The organism is Clostridium sp. AF36-4, from assembly GCF_003435975.1.
Lineage (GTDB): Bacteria > Bacillota > Clostridia > Lachnospirales > Lachnospiraceae > Eubacterium_F.
On sequence record NZ_QTVH01000013.1, the window covers coordinates 53,199 to 77,929 of the forward strand.

Here is a 24,731-nt window from a genome sequence, read left to right on the forward strand (position 1 = left end):
ACGCCGGCGCCATTTTGCCATATTAGATGGATGGAGGCTCGTAAAACGATGGCAGGAAAGAATAACGATACTAATATGCCAATGGTTCACTGCTCCTTTTGTGGAAAGACAGAGAAGCAGGTTCACAAGCTGATTGCAGGACCAAATGGAGTATATATATGTGACGAATGTATTGACCTCTGTGATGAAATTTTGGCGGAAGAATTTCAGGACGATTTTGATACGCCGGAAGAGGAAACAGAAATCAATCTTTTAAAACCAAAAGAAATCAAAGCCTTTTTGGATGAATATGTAGTTGGACAGGAGGATGCAAAAAAAGCACTTTCTGTAGCAGTTTACAATCACTATAAGAGAATTATGAATGGCGCCGATATGGACGTTGAACTGCAAAAGAGTAATATTTTGATGGTAGGTCCGACCGGTTCCGGTAAGACATATCTGGCACAGACGCTTGCTAAAATTTTGAATGTTCCGTTTGCAATTGCAGATGCAACGACATTGACGGAAGCAGGATATGTCGGAGAAGATGTTGAAAACATTCTTCTCAAAATCATTCAGGCAGCGGATTATGATATTAAGCGTGCTGAGCATGGTATTATTTATCTCGATGAGATTGATAAAATCACAAAAAAAGCAGAAAATGTATCCATTACCCGTGATGTTTCCGGTGAAGGCGTACAGCAGGCACTTTTGAAAATCTTGGAGGGAACAGAAGCCAGTGTTCCGCCACAGGGCGGACGCAAGCATCCGCAGCAGGAGTTTTTCCATATCAATACGACAAATATTTTGTTTATCTGCGGTGGCGCTTTTGACGGACTGGATAAGATTATCAGTTCCCGTATTGATAAAAAATCTATCGGGTTTAATGCGGATATAGCAGATCCGACCGAGCAGAATGTCGGTGAGTTGTTTAAACAGGCATTGCCACAGGATTTTGTGAAATTCGGTTTAATTCCGGAGTTTATCGGTCGTGTGCCGGTAACAGTTGCACTTGACCTTTTGGATGAAGAGGCGTTGAAAGAAATTTTGACAAGACCGAAAAATGCAATTACGAAGCAGTATCAGAAACTGCTTTCGCTGGACGGCGTGAAATTGGATTTTGAGGATGGCGCGATTACGGAAGTTGCCCGCCTTTCCAATGAGAGAAAAACGGGTGCCAGAGGACTGCGTGCGATTCTTGAATCGAGTATGATGGAATATATGTATGAATTGCCATCCAGAGAAGATGTGACAGAATGTATTATTACCAAAGATGTAATTACCGGTGAGGGAGAGCCAAAACTTTTGGCAGCCGGAAAAGAAGTGCCGGCACTTGAAGAAAAGCAAGAAGAACCTGAGAAAAAGGAAAGTGAAAGTGCCTGAAAAGAAACAAGGACAGGTGATACTTATGAGTGAACAGCAAATGAAGACGATGCCGATTCTCGCAATGAGGGATGTGTGCGTACTGCCGGGCATGTTGGTTCATTTAGATGTGAGCAGAGAGATTACAAAACGAGCAATTGATGAAGCGATGGCAGAGGATGGAAGTATTTTCCTCACCCTCCAGCGCGATGAATCGATTGAGACACCGTCATTTCATGACTTATATGAAATCGGTGTGATTGCAAAAATAAAGCAGGAAGTAAAAGTAAAAGATGACGTGCTCCGTGTCATGATTTCGACGAAGGAGCGCGGAAATCTTTTGAGTCTGAACCAGACAAAGCCATTTCTTAAGGGAGATGTTGTTCCTTATGAATGGGATGACGAAGAACTGCGTCTGGGGGCACTTGAAAAAGAGGCGATGTGCCGCAATTTGAAAGATGTGTACACGATTTATCTGAATGAAAATCCGCGGGCAAGCCGGAGTGATTTGGAAAAAATCCAAGGTATGAAGGACTTAGGAAAACTGACGGATTTAATTGCGATGCATATCAACATGGGCTTTGACAAACGTCAGGAAATTTTAGAGTGTCTTGACCTAGAACTTCGTTATGAAATGGTGGCAGGTATTCTTACAAATGAGGTGAATTTATCACGGATTCGTGAGGGATACCGCCGCAAAGTCAAAGAAGAAGTTGATAAAAACCAGAAAGAATATTTCCTTCGTGAGCAGATGAAAGTGATACGCAATGAGTTAGGTGACGGTGCATCTTCGGAGGAATATCAGGAAAAATATAAAGAACAGTTAGAGCAGCTTTCATGCAGCGAAGAGGTATATCAGAAAATTGCAGAAGAAATCAAGCGTCTGGATGCAATTCCAACAAGTTCATCTGAACATATTGTAGAGCGCACCTATATTGAAAATCTTCTGGCACTTCCGTGGGACAAAGCTTCGATTGATCGCAATGACATTGTGCATGCGGAGCAGATTTTAGAGGAGGATCACTACGGACTTAAAAAAGTCAAAGAGCGCATTTTGGAATCCTTGGCGGTTCGCTGTCTGACGGATAAGAGCGAGAGCCCGATTTTGTGTCTTGTGGGACCACCGGGTACCGGTAAAACATCAATTGCACGCTCGGTTGCCAGAGCACTTGATAAAGAGTATGTGCGTATCTGCCTTGGCGGTGTTCGCGATGAGGCGGAAATTCGTGGACACAGACGGACGTATGTGGGCGCTTTGCCGGGACGTTTTGTTGAAGGGCTGAAGAAGGCGAAAGTGAGAAATCCGCTGATGCTTTTGGATGAGATTGATAAAGTCGGAAGTGATTACAAAGGGGATTGCGCATCGGCTTTGTTAGAGATTCTTGACCCGGAGCAAAACCGGAATTTTGTGGATCATTATATTGAACTGCCGGTTGATTTGTCGGATGTATTATTTATTTGTACGGCAAATACGACAGAAACGATTCCAAGACCGCTTCTTGACCGAATGGAATTAATTTCCATTGCCGGATATACGGAAAACGAGCGGTTCCACATCGGAAAAGATTATCTAATTCCGAAACAGCTTGAGAAAAATGGTTTGCAGAAGAAAAATTTACAGATTCTGGATGGCGGACTGCGTGCGATTATTTCACACTATACGAAAGAAGCAGGTGTCCGTGAATTAGAGCGTCAGATTGGGAAAATCTGCCGCAAATGTGCAAAAAAAATCATGGAAGGCGAAACGGAGACAATCCGCGTCACTTCTAAAAATATTACAGATTTTCTTGGTAAAAAGCGTTTCCGCGTAGAAAAGGCAGCAAGAAAAGATGAGATTGGTATTGTTCGCGGACTTGCCTGGACGGAAGTTGGCGGCGATACACTGGAGATCGAAGTGAATACGATGCCGGGTGAGGGTAATTTGAAACTGACCGGACAGCTTGGCGATGTAATGAAAGAGTCAGCAGAAATTGCACTGAGTCTTGTGCGTGCGCTGCTTCCGAAGGAGGAAGAATTTTTCAAAACGCATGATTTTCATCTCCATGTACCGGAAGGTGCGGTGCCAAAAGATGGTCCGTCAGCCGGTGTGACGATGACGACAGCGATTTATTCGGCGGTAACCGGGAAAAAGGTACTGGCAAAAGTAGCGATGACCGGTGAGATTACACTTCGCGGACGGGTTCTGCCAATTGGCGGCTTAAAGGAAAAACTGCTGGCAGCAAAACAGGCGGGCATCCAAAAGGTTGTAGTTCCAAAGGAAAATAAGCCGGATGTTGAAGAACTGGAGGAAGAAATCACAGAAGGTATGCAGATTGTTTTTGCCGGTTCGATTTCGGATGTTTTGAAAGAAGCACTTGTTCAAAAGTAGTGGCCATTTGCCATGTGAAGGGAGAAAAGTATGACGATAAAATCGTTAGAATTAGAGACAGTATGCGGCATTACCAGTAAACTGCCGCAGCATGACAAAATAGAAATGGCGTTTTGGGGACGTTCCAATGTTGGAAAGTCCTCTCTTTTGAATACGCTTTGGAACCGGAAATCTATGGCGCGCATTTCGTCCCAGCCGGGTAAAACTCAGACCATCAATTATTATAACATCAATGATTTATGTTACATGGTGGATTTGCCTGGATATGGTTATGCTAAAATTTCCAAGGAGATTCAGGCAAAATGGGCGCGTATGATTGAGCGTTATCTGGATACTTCAAACGCACTGAGAGTTGTATTTTTACTTGTGGACATCCGCCATGAACCGACCGCAAAAGATGTTGAAACGTATCAGATGTTATTCAAAAAAGGATTTAATCCGCTGATTATTGCGACAAAAGCAGATAAAATAAAGAAAAATGTGAGAAATAAAAATATTTCCATCATCCGAAAGAAACTTGGCTTATCGCAGGAAGTGCCGGTCATTCCATTTTCCTCAGCAACGAAAGAGGGAAAGGATGAGGTCTGGGAATATATCGAATTTTTCCTAAATTCACAATTGTTATGATAGAATTTTACGAGGTGATACCGGTATGACAAAGAAGCAGCGTGCAGAAAAAATTATTGATTTGCTGGAAAAAGAATATCCGCTGACGGACTGTACACTTGATTATGATGAGGCATGGAAACTGCTTGTCAGCGTGCGTTTGGCGGCACAGTGTACGGACGCCCGAGTGAATGTTGTGGTGAAAGATTTATTTGCCAAGTATCCGTCACCGGCAGCACTTGCCGCCGCCACACCGGAAGAAATCGAAGAGATTGTGAAGCCGTGCGGACTTGGTAAAAGCAAAGCGAGAGATATTCATAAATGCATGACTACGCTTGTAGAACAATATAACGGACAGGTGCCGGATGACTTTGACAAATTGCTAAAACTCCCCGGTGTCGGACGAAAGAGCGCCAACCTGATTATGGGCGATGTTTTTGGAAAGCCGGCGATTGTAACCGACACGCATTGCATCCGCCTCACAAACCGGATGGGACTCGTGGACGGCATCAAAGACCCGAAGAAGGTAGAGATGGCTCTCTGGAAAATCATTCCCGGCGAGAAGGGAAGCGACTTTTGCCACCGCCTTGTTAATCATGGCAGAGAAGTATGTACCGCAAGAAAAGCTTATTGTGAGAAGTGCTGTTTGCAGGAGGTTTGTAAGAAGGTGCTTAAGTAAGGTAAGCTTGTGGTAAATGTTTGTTGGAATTTTTTGGTTTCCGTAATTCAAAAGAAAAACTTTGCGTCTCGTGGGCGCTTTCGCTAATTGAGTGCGTAGCGGTATGGGCACTGAAAATACCAGTGGTCTCCGCTCCGCTTCGGTCGTTGCATAACAGAAGTCCACTGGACTTCTTGCAACTCATACCGACGCACTCAAAACCCACGAGTCTCAAAGTTTTTCTTTTGTATTACTGGAATTCCAAATCGATTGACAACAAATTTTTGGCACAATCGGGGCGACTTAAGCGCAACATCGAGCCAAAACAACGCTTTTTACTTGATTTGTCTTATAGGGTTGCATTTTTGCCCGATTATCAGCCCTTATTAGAGAAAATCACGGGGCAAATGCAACTCTTTCGAGAGAAATTTCTGCTTTTGGTTGTTTTCAGACACTTCTTTTCAAAATCTATGCAACTCTTTTCGCTTTTTATAAAGGTTAAGGTTGCATACTTCACTTACCTGCATTAAAAGAGACGCCCTGTATCAAGAATTTGCGGCTGGTATTTTCAGTGCCCATACCGCTACGCACTCAACGAGCGGGAGCGCCCACTTGATACATATTTTTTTAATAAACTACTCGAAAACAAAAAGGCCCCGCAATCACTTCATCAACACCTTCTCATACATCAGCCCAACCAAAAACCAGAGTGGGGCGTAGTCAAAGCGGACGATTCCTTTATAATTTGCTTTGGATTTACTATAATCCCACGGGCAGCAGCCGCGTTTTTTCAAGAAGGAGCCGGTGCTGTATTCGGTGAGGAAAATACAGGCGGTGTAGACGGAGCCGCGCACGAGGACATGCCTGCCCTGCATTTTTTTGCAGAGAGGAGAAAGAACGGACGCCATGCCATAAATGGGGAACATCCAGATGGATGTCTGGCAGGGCATTTTCTTATTTTTTTCTCCGCACAAAGAGCCGCATCCGGTCCATAAACATTCCATACCCCAGCCGATGAGACCACATTTCAGAAAATCAGTTGTTTGTTTTTTTAATATCTTATTCAAAATCATCCCTCCTAGAAGCAGTATGCCCCGAAATGCTTGCGAATACTCATGGAATTCGGTATAATAGATATGATACGTTAAAAAAGCAGAAAATCCAGATAGGAGGTACAACAGATATGGCAGTCATTCGACCATTTCAATGTGTAAGACCTGAAAAATCAAAAGCAGCAAGAGTCGCCGCTTTACCATATGATGTATATAATCGACAGGAGGCAAAAGAGGAAGTCCTTCGTGAGCCGATGTCTTTTTTAAAAATTGACCGTGCAGAAACCAGTTTTGACGATTCGGTGGACACCTATGCACCGGAAGTTTATCAAAAAGCAAAAGAATTGCTCGAAAAAGATATTGCGGACGGTGTTTATATAAAAGACACAGATTCGGCGTATTATGTATATGAACTTGTGATGGATGGACGTTCACAGACGGGGATTGTTGCCTGTGCATCCGTGGATGATTATGTAAATGGCGTAATCAAAAAACATGAAAATACAAGAGAAGACAAAGAAATTGACCGTATTACACATGTGGACACGTGTAATGCCCAGACCGGACCAATCTTTCTTGCATACCGCAGTGAAAAAGTGATTGATGAAATTGTGGCGAAAAAACAGAAAGAAGAGCCGATTTATGATTTTACAGCAGTGGATGGAATTACACATCGCGTCTGGAAAATTGCGGAGGCAGGGGACGTAGAAAAATTAGGAAAAGCGTTTGCGGATATTGAAAATATTTACATTGCAGATGGACACCACCGTGCAGCTTCGGCGGTGAAAGTCGGATTGAAACGCAGAAAAGAAAATCCGGGTTATACCGGGGATGAAGAATTTAATTATTTCCTGTCAGTGCTTTTCCCGCATGACCAGTTGATGATTATGGATTATAACCGTACCGTAAAAGATTTAAATGGATTAAGTAAAGACGAATTTTTGGAAAAAGTAGCGGAATGCTTTGAGGTAAATGAAGAAGATGGCGCTGTCCGCCCGCAGAAAAAAGGCGAAGTTGGAATGTATCTCGACAAACAGTGGTACCGCCTGATAGCAAAACCGGCGTTGTTTAAAGGAAAAGATGCGGTTGGTTCACTGGATGTATCGGTGCTGCAGGATTATCTTTTGGGACCGGTTCTTGGTATTGGCGACCCGCGTACCGATTCGCGGATTGATTTTATCGGAGGAATCCGTGGACTCAAAGAATTGGAGCGTCGGGCAGATAACGACATGAAAGTTTCATTTTCCATGTATCCGACATCCATTACGGAACTTTTTGACGTGGCAGACCAAAAACTTTTGATGCCGCCAAAATCAACGTGGTTTGAACCGAAATTACGCAGTGGATTATTTATTCACGAAATCTAAGGAGGAAATTTTAATGGATAAGTTTTTTAATTCGGACAATGTGGTAATGCGCACGCTCAGCAAAATTTTTGATATTGGCTGGCTGACACTTATTTATCTCGTGTTTTGTATTCCGATTGTTACCGTGGGAGCAGCAACGACATCGCTGTATTATGTAAGTGCCAAAGTGCTGCGCCACAACCGCAGTTATGTATGGCGTGAGTTCTGGCACAGTTTTAAGACAAACTTTTTGCAGTCCACAATTGCGTGGGTTGTAACGGCAATTATCGTGGTGCTTCTCTGGCTGAATATGAATATTGTAGCGGAGACCGGCGGTGAAAAAGGCGGGTATCTGATTGGTGCGTATTACGCCCTTTTGTTTATCATTTTGTGTATCAGCTGTTACATTTACCCGATTATTTCACGATTTGGAACAAAATTCTCGCAGATTCTGCGTTTGAGTTTATATTGTGCGTTCCGTCATTTTCTGCATACACTTTTGATGCTTGTGATTCTGGCGGCAACGGTAGCACTTATCTGGCTTGGCATGGTGACAAACGTGGTGCTTATTTTCATTTTTGCGCCGGGTGCTGCTTCCCTTTTGTACACGTTCCCAATGGAGCATGTCATGAAAAAATATATGCCAAAAGAAGAGAAAAAATACACAGAAGATGGGGAAGAAATTGTAGCTTGGTATAACGAGTAAAGAAAAGGGAGAAAATTATGGCAAAACAATTAGAAGACTATATGCAGTGGCCGGAAATTGAGGCGCTTATGTATGCCGAGTGCGGCAGACCGGAGACGGTTCTTGGACCGAAGCAGGTGGACAAAAGCCATGTGCTTATCACGGCATTTGAACCGGAGGCAGATTCGATTGTCGTTTCCGGTGAGGATTTAAAAAAAGAATACAAAATGACAAAAATGGACGAGACCGGGTATTTTGCGGTATTGATTCAGGCAAAAAAAATTCCTTCGTATCATTTTGTCTTGAAACAGGGGAAAAAGAAAATTGAAAAAACGGATGCTTATGCAGTAGACTCTTTGTTTGACGGCGTGGACATGACGCAGTTTAGCAATGGAATTCATGATACCGTTTATGAAAAACTGGGTGCTCACCCGATGACAATCGAGGGCGTGAAAGGAACGTATTTTGCTGTGTGGGCGCCGGAGGCAAAGGCAGTTAGCGTCGTAGGTGATTTTAACGACTGGCAGGCAGCGAGAAATCCGATGCGCTATCTGGAGGCAGCAGGAATTTACGAGTTGTTTGTTCCGGGTGTAAGTGCCGGAGATTTGTATAAATATGAAATCTGGGGCGCGGACGGAAAGCGCGTGATGAAAGCAGATCCGTACGGCAATTATGCAGAGCGTCGTCCGGCGACGGCAAGCATTGTATGGGATTTGAATAAGTATCACTGGAAAGATGAAAAGTGGCTTACCGAGCGTAAAAAATGGAATGCGAAAAAGGAGCCGATGCTTGTTTACGAAGTGGCGCTTGGCGCATTTAAAAAGCCGGCGGATGCCGAAAAAGAATTTTATAATTACCGTGAACTTGCTCCGATGATTTGTGATTATTGTGCAGAGATGGGTTACACGCATGTGGAACTGATGCCGATTATGGAGCATCCGTATGACGCATCGTGGGGGTATCAGGTGACCGGTTACTACGCACCGACTTCCCGCTACGGTACGCCGGATGATTTTATGTACTTTGTAGATTATCTGCATCAGCATGGACTTGGTGTGATCCTCGACTGGGTACCGGCGCATTTTCCAAAAGACGAACATGGACTTGCCCGTTTCGACGGCACTTGTCTGTATGAGCATTTGGACAAGCGTCAGGGCGAACATCCGCATTGGGGCACGCTGATTTACAATTATGGAAGACCGGAAGTAATCAATTTCCTCACTGCCAATGCACTGTTCTGGCTGGAGCGTTTTCACATTGATGGACTTCGGATGGACGCAGTCGCTTCTATGCTGTATCTCGATTACGGCAAGGAAGATGGCGAATGGGTTGCTAATGTTTATGGCGGAAATGAGAATTTAGAAGCCATTGCATTTTTACAGAATTTGAACAAAAAAATTCATGAAAGAAAAGATGGAAGCTTTTCAATTGCTGAGGAATCTACAGCGTGGCCGCAGGTGACCGGTCCTGTCAAAGAGGGCGGTCTTGATTTTGATTTGAAATGGAACATGGGCTGGATGAATGATTATCTGGAGTACATCCGCACGGACCCGCTGTTTCGTAAAGGGCGTCATGGCATGCTCACTTTCAGCATGATTTACCAATATTCGGAAGATTTTATGCTTGTCTTGAGTCACGATGAAGTCGTTCATATGAAAGGCTCCATGTTTACGAAAATGCCGGGAAGTATTTCGGATAAATTTGCTACACTTCGTCTGACGTACGGTTACATGGCAGCACATCCGGGCAAAAAACTGATTTTTATGGGTCAGGAATTTGGACAGGAAAGAGAATTTTCGGAAAAACGGGAACTCGACTGGAATCTTTTGGATGCCGTGGATGGAGAAATGTCGGATAACGAGAGACTGCGCCAGTATGTCAGTGTTCTCAATTCGTTCTATCTGGCACATCCGGCGATGTATGAACTGGATGCACGTCCTGCCGGTTTTGAGTGGATTAGTACATTGGATGCGGATCACAGTGTAATTGCTTTTTTACGAAAAAGCAAAGACGAAACACTTTTGGTTGTCTGCAATTTTACTCCGGTTTCTTACGAGGCATTCCGTATTGGTGTGCCGTTTGCCGGAAAATACAAAGAAATCTTTAACAGTGATGCGTCCGAATACGGCGGAACCGGATTTGTGAATCCGCGCGTAAAACAGTCTAAACGCAAGCACTGGGATGGCAGAGTAAATTCGATAGAGTGTCGTTTGGCGCCACTTTCGATTCAGATTTTTTCCTGTACGAAAGTTCCGTCAAATGCCGGACGCAAAAAGAAAGAGAGATAAATCATGGAAAATGTGATGCAGCAATTGGTTTCCTATGCGGAACAGCTGATTCCACGCGGGATGGATTTCCTTCTTTCCATCGCCGTTGGAATCCTGGTATTCGCGGTAGGCTCAAAGCTTATAAAAAAACTATTGAAAATTGTGCGGCGTTCGATGGAAAAAAGAGAAATGGACCCGGGTGTTATTTCCTTTTTCCTCTCGGCATCTAAAATCACGCTGTATGTATTTTTGGTCATTATTGTGGCGCAGATTTTTGGATTTGCAGCCAGTTCGATTATTGCAATTGTTGGCTCTGCCGGTCTGGCAATCGGTCTCGCCCTTCAAGGCAGTCTTGCCAACTTCGCCGGTGGTGTCCTGATTTTGATTATGAAGCCGTTTTGTGTCGGTGATTACATCATTGTCGGTGATGTGGAAGGCGTTGTTCAGAAGATTGATGTGGTTTACACCACGCTGACAACGGCTGATAATCGTGCCGTCATTTTACCAAATGGAAAACTGGCGGATTCTAACATTGTCAATGCAACAAAAGAAGACCGCCGCCGTGTGGATATTTCAGTTGGAATTGCTTATGACGCACCGCTTAATCTGGCAAAAGAAGCGCTGATGAAAATCGGTGAGAGCCAGGAAGACAGACTTCCTGACGAGCCAATTCGCGTTGTCGTTTCAGAACTTGGTGACAGTGCCGTGATTTTGCTGATTCAGCTCTGGGTGAAACCGGAAGATTACTGGACGACCCGCTGGACAATGACCGAGCAGATTAAGAAGTCGTTTGACGAAGCCGGTATTTCCATCCCATTTCCACAGATGGATGTGCATATGGTGTCAACAAAAGAAAACTGAATAAAAATCATTTGAATGACCTCGTACTTTGGAAAGTGCGGGGTTGTTTTTTTATGTTGAACTTGTTTGAGTAATATGTTATAAACAAGTTTACTGAGAAGTTTATTGGACGGCTGGGTGTGGTAGGATGGAGTCACCGAAAGGGAAGAAAACCTTTGGAAACTATAAAAATATCAGTTATTTGAAAAAGGTGGAAAGGTGGCGGTATGAATGATAGAATATTTATTCTTAGATATTGAATGGAATGCAAAAAACAATTCAAAGAACATATCCGATTGGGAGCCGGTTCAGGTGGCAGCAATCGGAGCAGATGCAGATTTAAAGGCAGAAAAATCATTTGCCAAGCGGGTAGGTCTGAAAGATATTGAGGCCCTTACAGAAAATACTTGCAAACTAACCCATGTGCAAAGGAAAGAAGTGGCTGTGGCAAAACCGGCAAAGGAAGTGTTCGGAAACCTGAAACAAACATTTCCCAAATTCTCATTTGTTGTTGTTTGGTCTTGGGAAACCTATCAGATATACCGTGAGACTATGAAACGAGAGGAGATACAGCTGCCGAAGCATCGAGTGATATTGATGCAGGAAATTTTGCAAACGATAGCGGTGGAAGAAAAGAATCCAATTGGTTTTGAAGCGGCTCTCAGGCAGGCAAAAGTTTCGTATCGGCCGTGGATGCTGCATTACTCCAAATATGATGTTTCTTATCTGTACGAGCTATTTAAGAGTATGTATATAAAATACGACGGGTGGACGAGGGATGATTTATGTGCGGTGAATCCGATTACCCGAAAAATACATCAGAGTGACTGCCGGTATGCAGCAGGAAAAAATGCAGTTGAAATGCAGGGGGCAAAAAAGTTTGTCTTTTCTGGGTATAAACCCTGCCGGTGTTGTTTTTCAAAAGACCAATGGCAGCGTTTTTATTGGAAAAAGCCAAGTAAGGAAGATAGAAAGCAGCAAAAAGTGAAAAGATTAAGGCTTCTTCCGCTTACTGATAATAACATTGAGAAAATCTGTGAGGCGTTTGGCTTTTCCTGTAATTTCATTGCGGATATGGTTTCCATCACCACCGCAGCCGGTTATTGGCGGATTTATCTGGATGATGACAATGTGCGGTATGTTATGCATGCAAACTTTCGCGTCAATCGTTCGACCGCTTCCAAGCGTGGTCGTATAAAATGCAACCAAGGCTTTCACAATCAGAATTTGAAAACCCATAATTTTTATGATGTCGTGCAATATATTTATCATCATGACAAGAAGATGATGCGTGCAAAGAAGAAAAAAATTGATGTGCTTTTTGAGAAAATAGAAAAGGAGTTGGCAGAACAATAAATAAAAAATAAAATGTATAGTAGTAGTGGATATAGAAATATTACAAAAAGTTACATATTTTTTGACATCATCTTAGAAGTATGATAATATTGGCGTATAAAGCGCTGATGGGGATAGGTAAATATGAATGGATGAATCCCCAGAACGCAGGAATGTGAGTTGGGGATTTTTTTGATAAGGGTAAGCAAAGGCAATAAAAAAAGACCCTAACGGTCTTTTTAAATCCACACAATGTGGGCAAAATGCAATTTCGGATAAATCCTTATTTGAACTCACCTTGTAAATTACAAGTCTATTGTAGTATTAGTTGTGAGTTTTGTCAACCAGTTTTTGAAAATTATAATTGAAATATAATTATAAAAATAAACAGAAAAGGAGAAATGCTATGAAGTATTATATTGGCCTTGATATGGGCACGTCGAGTTTGGGATGGGCGGTTACAGATGATAAGTACCGGCTTTTGAGAAAAAAAGGAAAAGACATGTGGGGTGTTCGCTTATTTGATGAGGCGGATACAGCTGCGGCAAGACGAACTAATCGGGTGGCGAAACGTCGCAGAAACAGGGAAAAAGCAAGAATTGGGTATTTGAAGGAGTTATTTGCAACAGAGATTGAAAAGATTGATTCCGGCTTTTATCAGAGGCTGGATGACAGCAAATTTTGGAAAGAGGATAAAACGGTACAACAAAAATTTGCTTTATTTGCGGATACAGGGTATACCGATGTTGATTATTACAAAGAGTATCCAACAATTTTTCATTTGAGAAAAAAATTACTTGAATCGACAGAACCGCAGGATGTAAGATTGGTATATTTAGCAATTTTAAATATATATAAACATAGAGGACACTTTTTGAATGCCAATTTAGATGAGAACGGGAATGATGATTTTGCGGATATCTATGCTAATTTTGTGAAAATGGCAAAGGATGTTGTTGATATTGACTTTTCACAGGATATTTCGGATAATTGGCTGCGCGAAACATTATCTTCTTCTGAATTATCCAAGACTGGCAAGCATTCAGCAATTATTGAGCATTACGGAATTAAAAAGTCAGCAGAGAAGAAAAAAGTTGAAATGCTAAAACTTATCTGTGGATTAAAAGGGGTTCTTTCCAAAATCTTTGAGGATACAGAATGGGAAGACGAAGATAAAAAGTTTAGTATATCTTATCGAGATAGCAATTACGATGAAACAAGTCAAAAGGCAGAAGAATTATTAAGTGAAAGTGCTTATGAATTGTTTTGTACGATGAAACAAATGCATGATTGGAGTCTGCTTGCTAATATTATGAAAGGGGAAGATGGAGAGTATAAATATTTATCCTTAGCCAGAGTTGCAGCATATGAGAAGCATCAAAAAGATTTGAAAATCTTGAAAAAATTATATAAAGATAATGATTTGAAAAAATATAATGAGATGTTCCGCATTATGAACCAAAGTAATTATAGTGGGTATGTAGGTTCTGTTAATTCAGATAAAGATAAAAGAAGGCGAGGAGCTCAATGCAGTAGGGACGATTTATTTAAAAAAATAAAGGAAGATATCAAAGATTTTGCTGAAACTGCAGAAAAAAATTATGTGTTAGAAGAAATTGGCAAAGAGAATTTTCTCCCAAAACAGCTTACAGCTTCCAATGGTGTGATTCCGAACCAGATACATAAAAAAGAATTGAAAAAGATTCTTGAAAATGCGGAAAATTATTTGCCATTTTTGAAGGAAAAAGATGAAAGCAATCTTACTGTTAGTGAGCGAATTGTTAAGATGTTTGAATTTCAGATTCCATATTATATTGGACCAATATCTCCAATTGTCAATGGAGATATGAAGTATAGCAAGAATGTATGGTCGGTTCGTAAAGAAGCTGGAAAAGTATACCCTTGGAATTTTGAGCAAAAAATAGATACGGAGGAGTCGGCTCAGAGATTTATCTCCAGAATGGTAAAACACTGTACCTATATAGGAGGGGAAGAAGTTCTTCCAAAAAATTCACTTTTGTACGAGAAGTTTATGGTACTAAATGAATTAAACAATTTGCGGATTAATGGAGAAAGAATCTCAGTTAAATTAAAGCAGGACATATATGAGTATTTGTTGAAAAAGGAGAAAAAAGTTACCAAATCAAAACTTATAGAATTTTTACAGACACATGGAGAAGTGGAGCCTCAGGATACACCGGAAATTTCTGGTATAGATGATGGGTTCACAAATAAAAGAGCAAATTACTGTAAATTCTGTAGGCTTTTTGGAGTGGATACGCTGACTTATGAACAAGAAAAAATAGCAGAGCAGATTATTTTTTGGTCGACGGTATACGGTGATACAAAGAAGTTTGTGAAGAAAAAAATACAGGATAATTACGGCGATGTGTTAAGCGATAAACAGATTGCGCAGGCTGCAGGATACAAATTTAAGGATTGGGGACGTCTTTCAAAGGAACTACTGAAAGTTGAAGGGATAGATAAGAGCACAGGGGAGGAGTCTACGGTCATTCGGAAAATGTGGAGTGATAATTATAATTTAATGGAACTTATTGAGAGTGATAATTTTACTTATAAGCAGAATATTGAGGAAAGAGCAAAAGTTATAGATAAAACACTTTCCGAAATTGTTTATGAGGATTTAGACGAATTGTATATTTCGGCTCCGGTCAGAAGAATGACTTGGCAGACAATTTTGGTTTTGAAGGAAATTACAGAGGTGATGGGTGAAGCACCTGCCCGTGTGTTTGTGGAGATGGCGCGTGATCCAAATGCTGAAAAGAAAAGAACAGAAAGCCGTAAAAATAAATTTCTTGCTCTGTATAAGAATTGCAAGGAGGAAGAACGTGAATTATACAACCAAATCAATAAAAGAGATGAAGCCGATTTCCGGAGTAAAAAGCTGTATCTGTATTATACGCAAAAAGGGCGTTGTATGTATAGCGGAGAAAGAATTGATTTGGATGATTTGTTTAATGATAATTTGTATGATATCGACCATATTTATCCACGTCATTTTGTAAAGGATGACAGCATCGACAATAACCTTGTTTTAGTAAAAAAGGAGATTAATGCTCATAAAAGTGATGGTTATCCTTTGGCGGATGGAATTCAAAAGAAATGCCGTGTTTTTTGGAATGAACTGAAAAGTGGTGGATTTATTACTGCTGAAAAATATGAAAGATTAACAAGAACATTCGAATTTACGGAAGATGAGAGGGTTTCATTTATTAACAGGCAGCTTGTAGAAACGAGACAAGGAACAAAGGCAATTACTGATTTGTTTAAAAAGACCTTTCCACAAGCGGACATTGTTTATGTGAAGGCTCCAAATGTTAGTGCATTTCGTCAAAAATATAAGTTGTTAAAATGCCGTAATGTGAATGATTTTCATCATGCGCAGGATGCCTATTTAAACATTGTGGTGGGAAATGTATATCATGTGAAGTTTACTAAAAACCCGTACAATTTCATCAGAGAATATAAAAAAGCACCAGAGAAAAATCCATATCATATGGATAAGATTTTTAATTATCCGGTTGTTCGTAATGACGAAGTCGCCTGGCAGACGAAAAATGATGAAAGTATTACGATGGTTAAGAGTATGATGAAAAAGAATACACCATTGGTTACGAGAAGGAATTTTGAAGTACATGGAGCACTGGCAGACCAGACAATTTATGGCGCAAAAGTTGCGGAAAAAGCCAGTGGAGTAGGATATGTTGGTGTTAAAACATCAGATGAAAGATTAAGTGATACTTTAAAATATGGCGGCTTTAGAAAGATGACAGGGGCGTATTTCTGTCTTGTAGAACATACACAGAAAAAGAAGAGGATACGAACAATTGAAGCTGTTCCATTGTATCTGAAGCATCAATTAGATACAAAAGAAAAGTTAGAACAGTATTTCGTGGAATCATATGGGTATGAAAATCCGAATGTGAGAATAGAAAAAATAAAAATGTATTCATTGATAAAAGTGAATGGATTTTATATGTATCTCACAGGGCGTTCGGGAAATAGATTGATTGTATGTAATGCAGTGCAAATGGTTTTGCGGCAAGAGTGGATGATGTATATAAAAGAGATAACCAAGGCAATTGGAGCAGAATTTACAGATGAATATATAGAAAAGAAAGGAACAATAAGCAAATCTAAAAACAGGCAGTTATATGATTTGCTTTGTGAGAAACATTTGAATTGTATTTATAAATTGCGTCCGAATCCGGTTGGGGAAAACTTGATAAAAGGGAAGGAAAAATTCGATAAGCTGTCAATTTTAGAACAGATATATGTGCTGTTGCAAATATTGCAATTGTCACAACTTATTAATCAAGGGGCTAATTTGGAATTAATAGGTTTTTCAAAAAATACTGGTAAAACATTAACAAGTAAAATCATTTCAAATTGCAATGAAATTAAACTTATCAACCAATCCATAACAGGTCTATACGAAAATGAAGTTGACCTGTTGACAATATGAGTTGGCGGACGGTTGTAATATCTCATACTGCTAAATTGGACTATCAGATTGGCTATCTGGTAGTCCGAGGGCAGGAGACAATAAAAATTCATTTAAGCGAAATTGGTATATTAGTTGTAGAAAGTACAGCTGTTTCCATGACTGCATATTTGTTAAGTGAACTTGTAAAAAAGAAAATCAAAGTGATTTTTTGTGATGAAAAGAGAAATCCGTCGTCAGAATTGATTTCTTATTATGGAAGTCACGATACAAGTGTGAAGATACGGAGACAAATGGAATGGAGTAGAGAGGAAAAAGCTACTTTGTGGACTGAAATTGTTTCGGAAAAAATTCGAAAGCAGGCAGAACTTTTAGAGCAGTACGGGAAAACAGAAGCAGAATTATTATATCAGTATATAAATGAAATTGAGTTGGGAGATGTTACAAATCGTGAGGGACATGCTGCAAAAGTGTATTTTAATGCATTGTTTGGCAAAGATTTTACGAGAACGGAGGAGTGTCCAATCAATGCAGCACTCAATTATGGCTATGCACTAATACTGTCATGTTTTAACCGAGAAATTGTTTCTAATGGCTATATAACACAAATAGGATTATTTCATGACAACATGTTTAATCCTTACAATTTATCCTCAGATTTGATGGAACCATACCGAGTTGTAGTAGACCGTATGGTAAGGGGACGACGTTGGAAAAAGTTTGGGTCAGAAGAAAAGCATGAGATGCTTCAAGTGTTAAATCAAGAAGTGATTCTAGAAAGGAAAAAGGAATGTGTTATTAATGCAATTAAAATTTATACAAAAAGTGTTTTTGATGCATTAAATGACAAAGACATTTCACTGATAAGGTTTTATCGGAATGAGTTATAGGTATATGAGAGTAATTGTAATGTTTGATTTGCCAGTATTAACCGCACAGGAAAGAAGAGATTATACCAGATTTCGCAAGCACCTTTTGAAAAATGGTTTTCTTATGATGCAGGAAAGTATTTATTGCAAGTTGGCACAGAATACAACGGCAGCAGATGGTATTGTGGAGAGTATTCGAAAAAATAAACCGGAGAAAGGGTTAATTCAGGTAATGAAAGTGACAGAAAAACAATATTCAAAGATTGAATGTATAATTGGAGAAAAGCAAAATGAAGTTCTGGATTCAGATGAAAGGTTGATTTTTTTATGAAGTTAGTGTGTGCAAGCTTTGGATTAGAAATGGAATTGCTTGAGAATTATGTGACAGTTTTGGTTGTTGAAAATGCAGGTTATCTAACAGAAATTGTTAGTAGTTTAAAGAAACAATCAGAAGGATCAGAAGGAGAGGAGGGGATTTTTGTTTTAGCTGAGAATGATAAAATTGAAAAAATTGATAAAAAGCTTGCTTTAGTTATAGACCCTTTTTCTATAAGCATCAATGAGCGAAAAATAATAAATAAATTATATACTAAGTTAGGTGAAATTGCACCAGATTATTTTGAGGATAAAGCGAAACTTACAGAGGATGCTATTGTACTTTTGGATAAACTTGTGCTTGCTAGTCCATTTGCAAATTTGGTTTATGATTTGGATTATAATTGGATGGAGCTGTTTAAAGGATTTAATGTTCGTTTTGAAGAAATGGCAGTAACACTTGTTGAAAAGTTAGTTGAGTACATGCATATTTTAACAAATTTGCTAGGGATAAAGGTGTTGTGTCTGGTTAATATTAAGGCTTATTTAAATAAACAAGAATTAATTGAATTGTATAAAGTGGCTTTCTATAATAAGATTAATTTGGTTCTTATTGAAATGACAGAGGGGGAGGTGATTGGTGAAGAAAAGGTGTATATTATTGACAACGACCGCTGTTTAATTGTAAAATAAGGTGTAATCATAATTTCGCTGTTGTGAGACAGGTAGGTTCGGGGATGACCAAAATGCAAATTTGAGGTTTGAGAACCTTGTAAATTATGATGGGTAAGAAACTTGGACTTAGATAAAGCCTTTGTAATGTATGTTTGAGAACCTTGTAAATTATGATGGGTAAGAAACTAAATGAGGAATACTATAATAAGGCACTTCGTTTGAGAACCTTGTAAATTATGATGGGTAAGAAACATTACCTTTACGGCATACGCACACATTACTGTTTGAGAACCTTGTAAATTATGATGGGTAAGAAACAACTTAGACTACAAAAAGGGTTCACGCTCGGTTTGAGAACCTTGTAAATTATGATGGGTAAGAAACAAAAAGATGGTGACATAATTATCCGGGAGGGTTTGAGAACCTTGTAAATTATGATGGGTAAGAAACTACGCTTTTTGCCACGTTTATTGCCTTTGGGTTTGAGAACCTTGTAAATTATGATGGGTAAGAAACTGAGACAAGGGAGAGTATCGCATGGACACTGTTTGAGAACCTTGTAAATTATGATGGGTAAGAAACTTCACCTAGTGAATTGTTGCAAAAATATCGGTTTGAGAACCTTGTAAATTATGATGGGTAAGAAACTTTAATGAAGAGAGGCTAGTGGTAAATACTGTTTGAGAACCTTGTAAATTATGATGGGTAAGAAACTGCCCGTTCGGGCACGTGCATATGAAGAACGTTTGAGAACCTTGTAAATTATGATGGGTAAGAAACGCGGTGTAATATTATGACAACAACGGATATGTTTGAGAACCTTGTAAATTATGATGGGTAAGAAACCAGACATTCCACAAGAAGATTTATTGAAGAGTTTGAGAACCTTGTAAATTATGATGGGTAAGAAACTTTGGAAGTGCAGAACAGCGGTTATAACGGGTTTGAGAACCTTGTAAATTATGATGGGTAAGAAACGCAGACCTTAAAGAAGATATTGAATCCTTGGTTTGAGAACCTTGTAAATTATGATGGGTAAGAAACCAAATGGAGAAACAATTAAATCTATCCCGAGTTTGAGAACCTTGTAAATTATGATGGGTAAGAAACAATCAGAAAGGAGATACACAAATGGAAGAAGTTTGAGAACCTTGTAAATTATGATGGGTAAGAAACACAAACAAGTTAAAAATGCAATTCTTGCCCGTTTGAGAACCTTGTAAATTATGATGGGTAAGAAACTGATATTGATTCTACCATAGGCAACCCCCAGTTTGAGAACCTTGTAAATTATGATGGGTAAGAAACTTTCTTGTTTTGATTAGTGCCGCTCGTGTTGTTTGAGAACCTTGTAAATTATGATGGGTAAGAAACAAAAGTCGTTGAATTATTAAGCAAAGGAGTGTTTGAGAACCTTGTAAATTATGATGGGTAAGAAACACAATGTTGGAAATTTTGAATACCTGGTGAGTTTGAGAACCTTGTAAATTATGATGGGTAAGAAACAAGGTGAAGATTTATGGTTGCTAAAATTTTGTTTGAGAACCTTGTAAATTATGATGGGTAAGAAACCAACTGTACTGGCAGCCATTCGTCCGCCAGTTTGAGAACCTTGTAAATTATGATGGGTAAGAAACTTGTATGTATTAATTTTCCATGTGATTATGGTTTGAGAACCTTGTAAATTATGATGGGTAAGAAACCCGGTGACACCGCCTATCATGCAGGACATGAGTTTGAGAACCTTGTAAATTATGATGGGTAAGAAACAAAAAGATTCCAAATTAACCAGCCGGGCGGGTTTGAGAACCTTGTAAATTATGATGGGTAAGAAACAAAGAATTTGAAAGAAAGCTAAATAATGCAGTTTGAGAACCTTGTAAATTATGATGGGTAAGAAACAAACAATAATCTCTATTGGAACAATAGTAAGTTTGAGAACCTTGTAAATTATGATGGGTAAGAAACCACATCCTGACGGAGTGCATAAAGGCATTAGTTTGAGAACCTTGTAAATTATGATGGGTAAGAAACTGATAAATCGCATTTCATTAGCAATTCATAGTTTGAGAACCTTGTAAATTATGATGGGTAAGAAACGGCGATTTCGTCAGTTTTACACAGTTCTCCGTTTGAGAACCTTGTAAATTATGATGGGTAAGAAACGCCTACTATCGTCAACAAGAGATGAACCTTGTTTGAGAACCTTGTAAATTATGATGGGTAAGAAACTCAATATCTACAAACAACACTTTTTTATCTGTTTGAGAACCTTGTAAATTATGATGGGTAAGAAACGCGTAAAGGTTAGAAAAGACCTCTATGTGCGTTTGAGAACCTTGTAAATTATGATGGGTAAGAAACAATTCAATGTTCGTCCATTAGATAAGGATGGTTTGAGAACCTTGTAAATTATGATGGGTAAGAAACATCTGCATCAAGAGTTGCGGCAATTGAAGTGTTTGAGAACCTTGTAAATTATGATGGGTAAGAAACTCCACCGTGGCTGCTACAACCGCAGACCCGGTTTGAGAACCTTGTAAATTATGATGGGTAAGAAACACAAACGTAAAAAGTGCAGAAATGGCAGAAGTTTGAGAACCTTGTAAATTATGATGGGTAAGAAACCACAAGTGATGTAAAGCACGGTCAGACAACGTTTGAGAACCTTGTAAATTATGATGGGTAAGAAACACATCAGAAGAAAGGCTTGGTGTTTTAAGCGTTTGAGAACCTTGTAAATTATGATGGGTAAGAAACTACGAGATAATCCACCAACATCAATTTTTGGTTTGAGAACCTTGTAAATTATGATGGGTAAGAAACTGTTAATCTGATGTTGAGTTTTTCTGTTCTGTTTGAGAACTTTGTAAATTATGATGGGTAAGAAACCGCCTTTTTTACATGTTCAATCTCTAAATGGTTTGAGAACCTTGTAAATTATGATGGGTAAGAAACGGTTAGCAACTTTATTAGGGTTAAATTCCAGTTTGAGAACCTTGTAAATTATGATGGGTAAGAAACACTCACGTGCCCAACCACGTATCTCAACCTGTTTGAGAACCTTGTAAATTATGATGGGTAAGAAACATTATCGTGACATTATTAATATGTCTGTTTGTTTGAGAACCTTGTAAATTTTATTTGAAAAAAAGATGTGCGTATAACCGTGTTATATTGCCACCCTCCCCCAACCCATGTTACACTAAGATCAAACATTCCAACCGAAAGAAGGTGGCTGCTATGGGATTTTTCAAGAAAAGAGAAAAGGCTGCGCCAAGTGGAGATTTTGACAGAGAAAATGAAAAGCCCATTATTAAAGCGAGCATTTGCAATGGGGAGCAGATTGCTGGATTTAAAAATATTCATACAGGCAAAATGAGAGAAATTATGCTGATAAAAACGTCGGCTGATTTGGAATATTTCAAGACTATGTATGGAATTGAAACGGAAATCGAAAAAGAGTATTAATCGAGGTGTTGTTTTTATGCAAAAGAACAAAAAGTGGGCATATCCGGCATTTATCAGGGAAGATGAAGGAATGCAGTTAGTGTATGTGCCGGATTTTGCGATTTTTACGGAAGGTCATGATTTGGTAGATGCAATTGAAATGGCACGAGATGCTATTGGCATGACAGGAAAAGCATACGAGGAAGATGGGAAGGAATTGCCGGAACCGTCAGATTATGAAGAAGCAATAAAGAGGGCAGAATTGATAAAAAGTGATTTCGATTATACGAAGGGCTATCTTACCTTGGTTGATGTGGATTTTCAATTATTTGACAGAGCTTAATTGGTCCACCTCAAATTAGTCTTATACTGCTTAAAATACTGCGATGTTTCATTATTCAGTGCACCAAGAATATTGTGATAAATAGGGGCAATTACGAGAATCAAATTTTTGCCTGCCATCTGTCAAAATTGTGCAACATAAAAGGGAGCCACAGAGTGACTCCCCCAGTGCAGTCCGAAAACATACACCTTTCTCGGCACATGTGCTATATTATATACTTAGAAAAAAATGCAAGCAAAAATTCTAATCTGATAACATACTTAAACGGTTATTTGATTTTGTATCTATGATAGTATCCATAACTTATATTCATTTATACGCTTTCCTTCATTTGAAAAATTATGTATCTGATATAACAGTATAGGAATAACAGTGCAATAAAAAGATATAACTACACAATTAAAATATATGTTATTTTAGCTTCTTTAGATTGGTTACGCTCTTATTGCCACCATTCCCCAAAACATGCTGCACTAACGATCAATGAAAGTAAGTAATATGTTATAAATTTACTTGGTGGGATGTTTATTGGATAGTAGAGCGTGGTAGAATGAAGCCATCGAAAGGGAAGAAAGGGGTAATTACATGGCAAGCTATGAAGATAAACAAACAAAGAAATATATGGAATATCATGATGGAATTTATTTTGGTATAGGTTGTGTGCTCGGCACATTGTGTCATACTCTTTTTACATTTCGCTGGGGAGAAATACATTACATCATGTTTTTCGCCGCTATACTTGCAACAATATACTCACTTATCCAAACGCATCGACGCAATTCATATGCTCCTTACAGAGACAAAAAGATAGAAGGGTTTGATATATTTTGTATTCTTCTTGGTATTGTATTGACGATTCTCGTTATTTACAAAATACGCTTATACTAAAAATCCCTCAGCAGTTTTGTCACTATAAAGGTGCTGAAGTCCCTTGCACCCACGCCCAATCCATATTTCAGGACCATGTATGGAATGGAAACAGAAATCGAAAAAGAGTATTAATGACGTTTGCTTAATTGTAAATTATGATGGGAAAGAAACTCGGAATTTGACATAGTAGACAGAGGAGGGAAATTCTATGTTTAGTTATTATAGTAAACAGGAAAGAAAATACCGTGGTTTTCATTCGTATTTTTATTGTGGTATTGGTTTCATTCTTGGGATTTTAATTCATGCGTTGTTTACATGGCGTTTTGGTATGATGCATTACATTTTCTTTTTTGTTGCGGTATTTGAGGTTATATATGCTTTGGTTCAAATGTATCGGTATCGGTCATATGCCCCATTTGAAGGCGGAAAAACAACCGGTAAGAAAAAAATATGTGGTTTTGATAAATTTACTATTATTTTTTGTATGTTGGTTGCAATTATTATGATTTACAAAATGCCTTTTTACTAAAAATCTCTCAGTGGATTTGCTGAAATAATGTAAATGGAAAGGACTGAGTAATATGGCTGCGGCATTAAACGAAGATTACCAGAGAACTTTACATGAGCAGAAAAAAGAAGTTCATGAACTTGTAATGGCTGGGTTAGAACAGATAAAAGAGGGAAAGACAAAAGACTTTAATACTGTGTGTGATAGATTGGAGGGAAAATACAGAGATGAGGAAATATCAAAGTAACACCCAGATAAAAAATTAGTTCGAAAAAGAGCATCAGAATTAGGAGGACAATTAGGTAAAAAATTTATATAAAGGAGGTCACGAGAAATGCCATTTGTAGAGATTAATGTAAAAAACGAAATTGAGAAACAAAAACAGAATGATCCGGAATTTAGAAAGGCATGGGATGATTCGCGTGCCGAGTATAGACTCATAGGGGAAATGATTTCTTTACGTAAACAAGAAAATATAACACAAAAGAAATTAGCCTCATTAACAGGAAATAAACAGCAGGTAATTTCACGGATTGAGAGAAAGGAAAGTATCCCGACTATAAGAGCATTTAGTCATATACTTGATGCATTAGGATATGAATTGCAGATTGTAAAAAAGAAAAAGGTATAGTTTAATAAAAGTGTAGTGTTTTATATAGCATCTAACAGAAATTGTTAGGTGCTATCAGACTGTAGACAAAGTGGTGCTAGGACTGTTGTCCTGGCACCATTTTTTCT

Annotated in this window: 20 protein-coding genes and 1 CRISPR repeat array; of the genes, 19 read left to right on the top strand and 1 reads right to left on the bottom strand. The window is 39.1% G+C overall.

Going from position 1 to position 24,731, the window contains the following annotated elements; genetic code table 11:
* Nucleotides 1-48: 48 nt before the first annotated feature.
* Genes clpX through nth form a run of 4 tightly spaced genes read left to right on the top strand, consistent with a single transcriptional unit; the run spans nt 49 to nt 4,994 of the window.
* Nucleotides 49-1,362, top strand: a complete 1,314-nt coding sequence (clpX, locus tag DW005_RS08420) for an ATP-dependent Clp protease ATP-binding subunit ClpX (protein WP_181974995.1) — start codon at nt 49-51, stop codon at nt 1,360-1,362.
* 25 nt (nt 1,363-1,387) lie between these two features.
* The gene (gene lon, locus DW005_RS08425; RefSeq protein ID WP_117478947.1) at nt 1,388-3,709 is read left to right on the top strand and encodes an endopeptidase La; all 2,322 of its coding nucleotides are present in this window, start codon (nt 1,388-1,390) and stop codon (nt 3,707-3,709) included.
* 30 nt (nt 3,710-3,739) lie between these two features.
* Nucleotides 3,740-4,336: a ribosome biogenesis GTP-binding protein YihA/YsxC gene (gene yihA, locus DW005_RS08430; RefSeq protein WP_022376218.1), complete on the top strand. Its 597-nt coding sequence runs from the start codon at nt 3,740-3,742 to the stop codon at nt 4,334-4,336.
* A 25-nt stretch (nt 4,337-4,361) separates the two neighbouring features.
* A complete protein-coding gene (gene nth, locus DW005_RS08435; RefSeq protein WP_117478928.1) occupies nt 4,362-4,994 on the top strand; it encodes an endonuclease III in 633 nt (210 codons plus the stop codon).
* Between the two features lie 641 nt (nt 4,995-5,635).
* On the opposite strand, the gene DW005_RS08445 is transcribed toward nth, so the two are convergent.
* A complete protein-coding gene (locus DW005_RS08445) occupies nt 5,636-6,040 on the bottom strand; it encodes a hypothetical protein (RefSeq protein WP_347461568.1) in 405 nt (134 codons plus the stop codon).
* Nucleotides 6,041-6,156: 116 nt separating this feature from the next.
* Here DW005_RS08445 and DW005_RS08450 point away from each other — a divergent pair, with 116 nt between their 5' ends.
* From DW005_RS08450 to DW005_RS08515, 15 genes are all read left to right on the top strand, one after another.
* Nucleotides 6,157-7,392, top strand: a complete 1,236-nt coding sequence (locus DW005_RS08450) for a DUF1015 domain-containing protein (RefSeq protein ID WP_117478931.1) — start codon at nt 6,157-6,159, stop codon at nt 7,390-7,392.
* 13 nt (nt 7,393-7,405) lie between these two features.
* Complete coding sequence (locus DW005_RS08455; RefSeq protein ID WP_117478932.1) at nt 7,406-8,077, top strand: DUF624 domain-containing protein; 672 nt, start codon at nt 7,406-7,408, stop codon at nt 8,075-8,077.
* A gap of 17 nt (nt 8,078-8,094) precedes the next feature.
* A complete protein-coding gene (glgB, locus tag DW005_RS08460) occupies nt 8,095-10,344 on the top strand; it encodes a 1,4-alpha-glucan branching protein GlgB (protein WP_117478933.1) in 2,250 nt (749 codons plus the stop codon).
* A 3-nt stretch (nt 10,345-10,347) separates the two neighbouring features.
* Nucleotides 10,348-11,184: a mechanosensitive ion channel domain-containing protein gene (locus DW005_RS08465; protein WP_117478934.1), complete on the top strand. Its 837-nt coding sequence runs from the start codon at nt 10,348-10,350 to the stop codon at nt 11,182-11,184.
* Between the two features lie 210 nt (nt 11,185-11,394).
* Nucleotides 11,395-12,519 carry a hypothetical protein gene (locus tag DW005_RS08470; RefSeq protein ID WP_117478935.1) on the top strand — a complete coding sequence of 375 codons (1,125 nt, stop codon included), beginning with the start codon at nt 11,395-11,397 and terminating at the stop codon, nt 12,517-12,519.
* 385 nt (nt 12,520-12,904) lie between these two features.
* Nucleotides 12,905-16,984 (top strand): type II CRISPR RNA-guided endonuclease Cas9, encoded by a 4,080-nt coding sequence (gene cas9 / locus DW005_RS08475; protein ID WP_117478936.1) that lies wholly within the window; start codon nt 12,905-12,907, stop codon nt 16,982-16,984.
* The gene (cas1, locus tag DW005_RS08480) at nt 16,981-17,853 is read left to right on the top strand and encodes a type II CRISPR-associated endonuclease Cas1 (protein WP_117478937.1); all 873 of its coding nucleotides are present in this window, start codon (nt 16,981-16,983) and stop codon (nt 17,851-17,853) included. The genes cas9 and cas1 overlap by 4 nt, the downstream gene beginning before the upstream one ends.
* Nucleotides 17,854-17,857: 4 nt before the next feature.
* Nucleotides 17,858-18,163 (top strand): CRISPR-associated endonuclease Cas2, encoded by a 306-nt coding sequence (gene cas2 / locus DW005_RS08485; RefSeq protein ID WP_117478938.1) that lies wholly within the window; start codon nt 17,858-17,860, stop codon nt 18,161-18,163.
* Entirely contained in the window at nt 18,160-18,840 is a 681-nt protein-coding gene (gene csn2, locus DW005_RS08490; RefSeq protein ID WP_117478939.1) for a type II-A CRISPR-associated protein Csn2, read from the top strand. The genes cas2 and csn2 overlap by 4 nt, the downstream gene beginning before the upstream one ends.
* A 66-nt stretch (nt 18,841-18,906) precedes the next feature.
* Nucleotides 18,907-21,978: a CRISPR direct-repeat array (repeat unit 36 nt; unit sequence GTTTGAGAACCTTGTAAATTATGATGGGTAAGAAAC).
* Nucleotides 21,979-22,065: 87 nt separating this feature from the next.
* The gene (locus tag DW005_RS08495; RefSeq protein WP_117478940.1) at nt 22,066-22,293 is read left to right on the top strand and encodes an aspartate dehydrogenase; all 228 of its coding nucleotides are present in this window, start codon (nt 22,066-22,068) and stop codon (nt 22,291-22,293) included.
* Between the two features lie 16 nt (nt 22,294-22,309).
* Nucleotides 22,310-22,615 carry a type II toxin-antitoxin system HicB family antitoxin gene (locus tag DW005_RS08500; protein ID WP_117478941.1) on the top strand — a complete coding sequence of 102 codons (306 nt, stop codon included), beginning with the start codon at nt 22,310-22,312 and terminating at the stop codon, nt 22,613-22,615.
* A gap of 585 nt (nt 22,616-23,200) precedes the next feature.
* Entirely contained in the window at nt 23,201-23,503 is a 303-nt protein-coding gene (locus DW005_RS08505; protein WP_117478942.1) for a hypothetical protein, read from the top strand.
* A gap of 190 nt (nt 23,504-23,693) precedes the next feature.
* Nucleotides 23,694-24,014: a hypothetical protein gene (locus tag DW005_RS08510; protein ID WP_022377846.1), complete on the top strand. Its 321-nt coding sequence runs from the start codon at nt 23,694-23,696 to the stop codon at nt 24,012-24,014.
* 52 nt (nt 24,015-24,066) lie between these two features.
* Nucleotides 24,067-24,240 carry a hypothetical protein gene (locus tag DW005_RS13820; RefSeq protein WP_181974996.1) on the top strand — a complete coding sequence of 58 codons (174 nt, stop codon included), beginning with the start codon at nt 24,067-24,069 and terminating at the stop codon, nt 24,238-24,240.
* Between the two features lie 87 nt (nt 24,241-24,327).
* On the top strand, nt 24,328-24,624 hold the full coding sequence (locus DW005_RS08515) for a helix-turn-helix transcriptional regulator (RefSeq protein ID WP_117478943.1): 297 nt from the start codon (nt 24,328-24,330) through the stop codon (nt 24,622-24,624).
* Nucleotides 24,625-24,731: the final 107 nt, after the last annotated feature.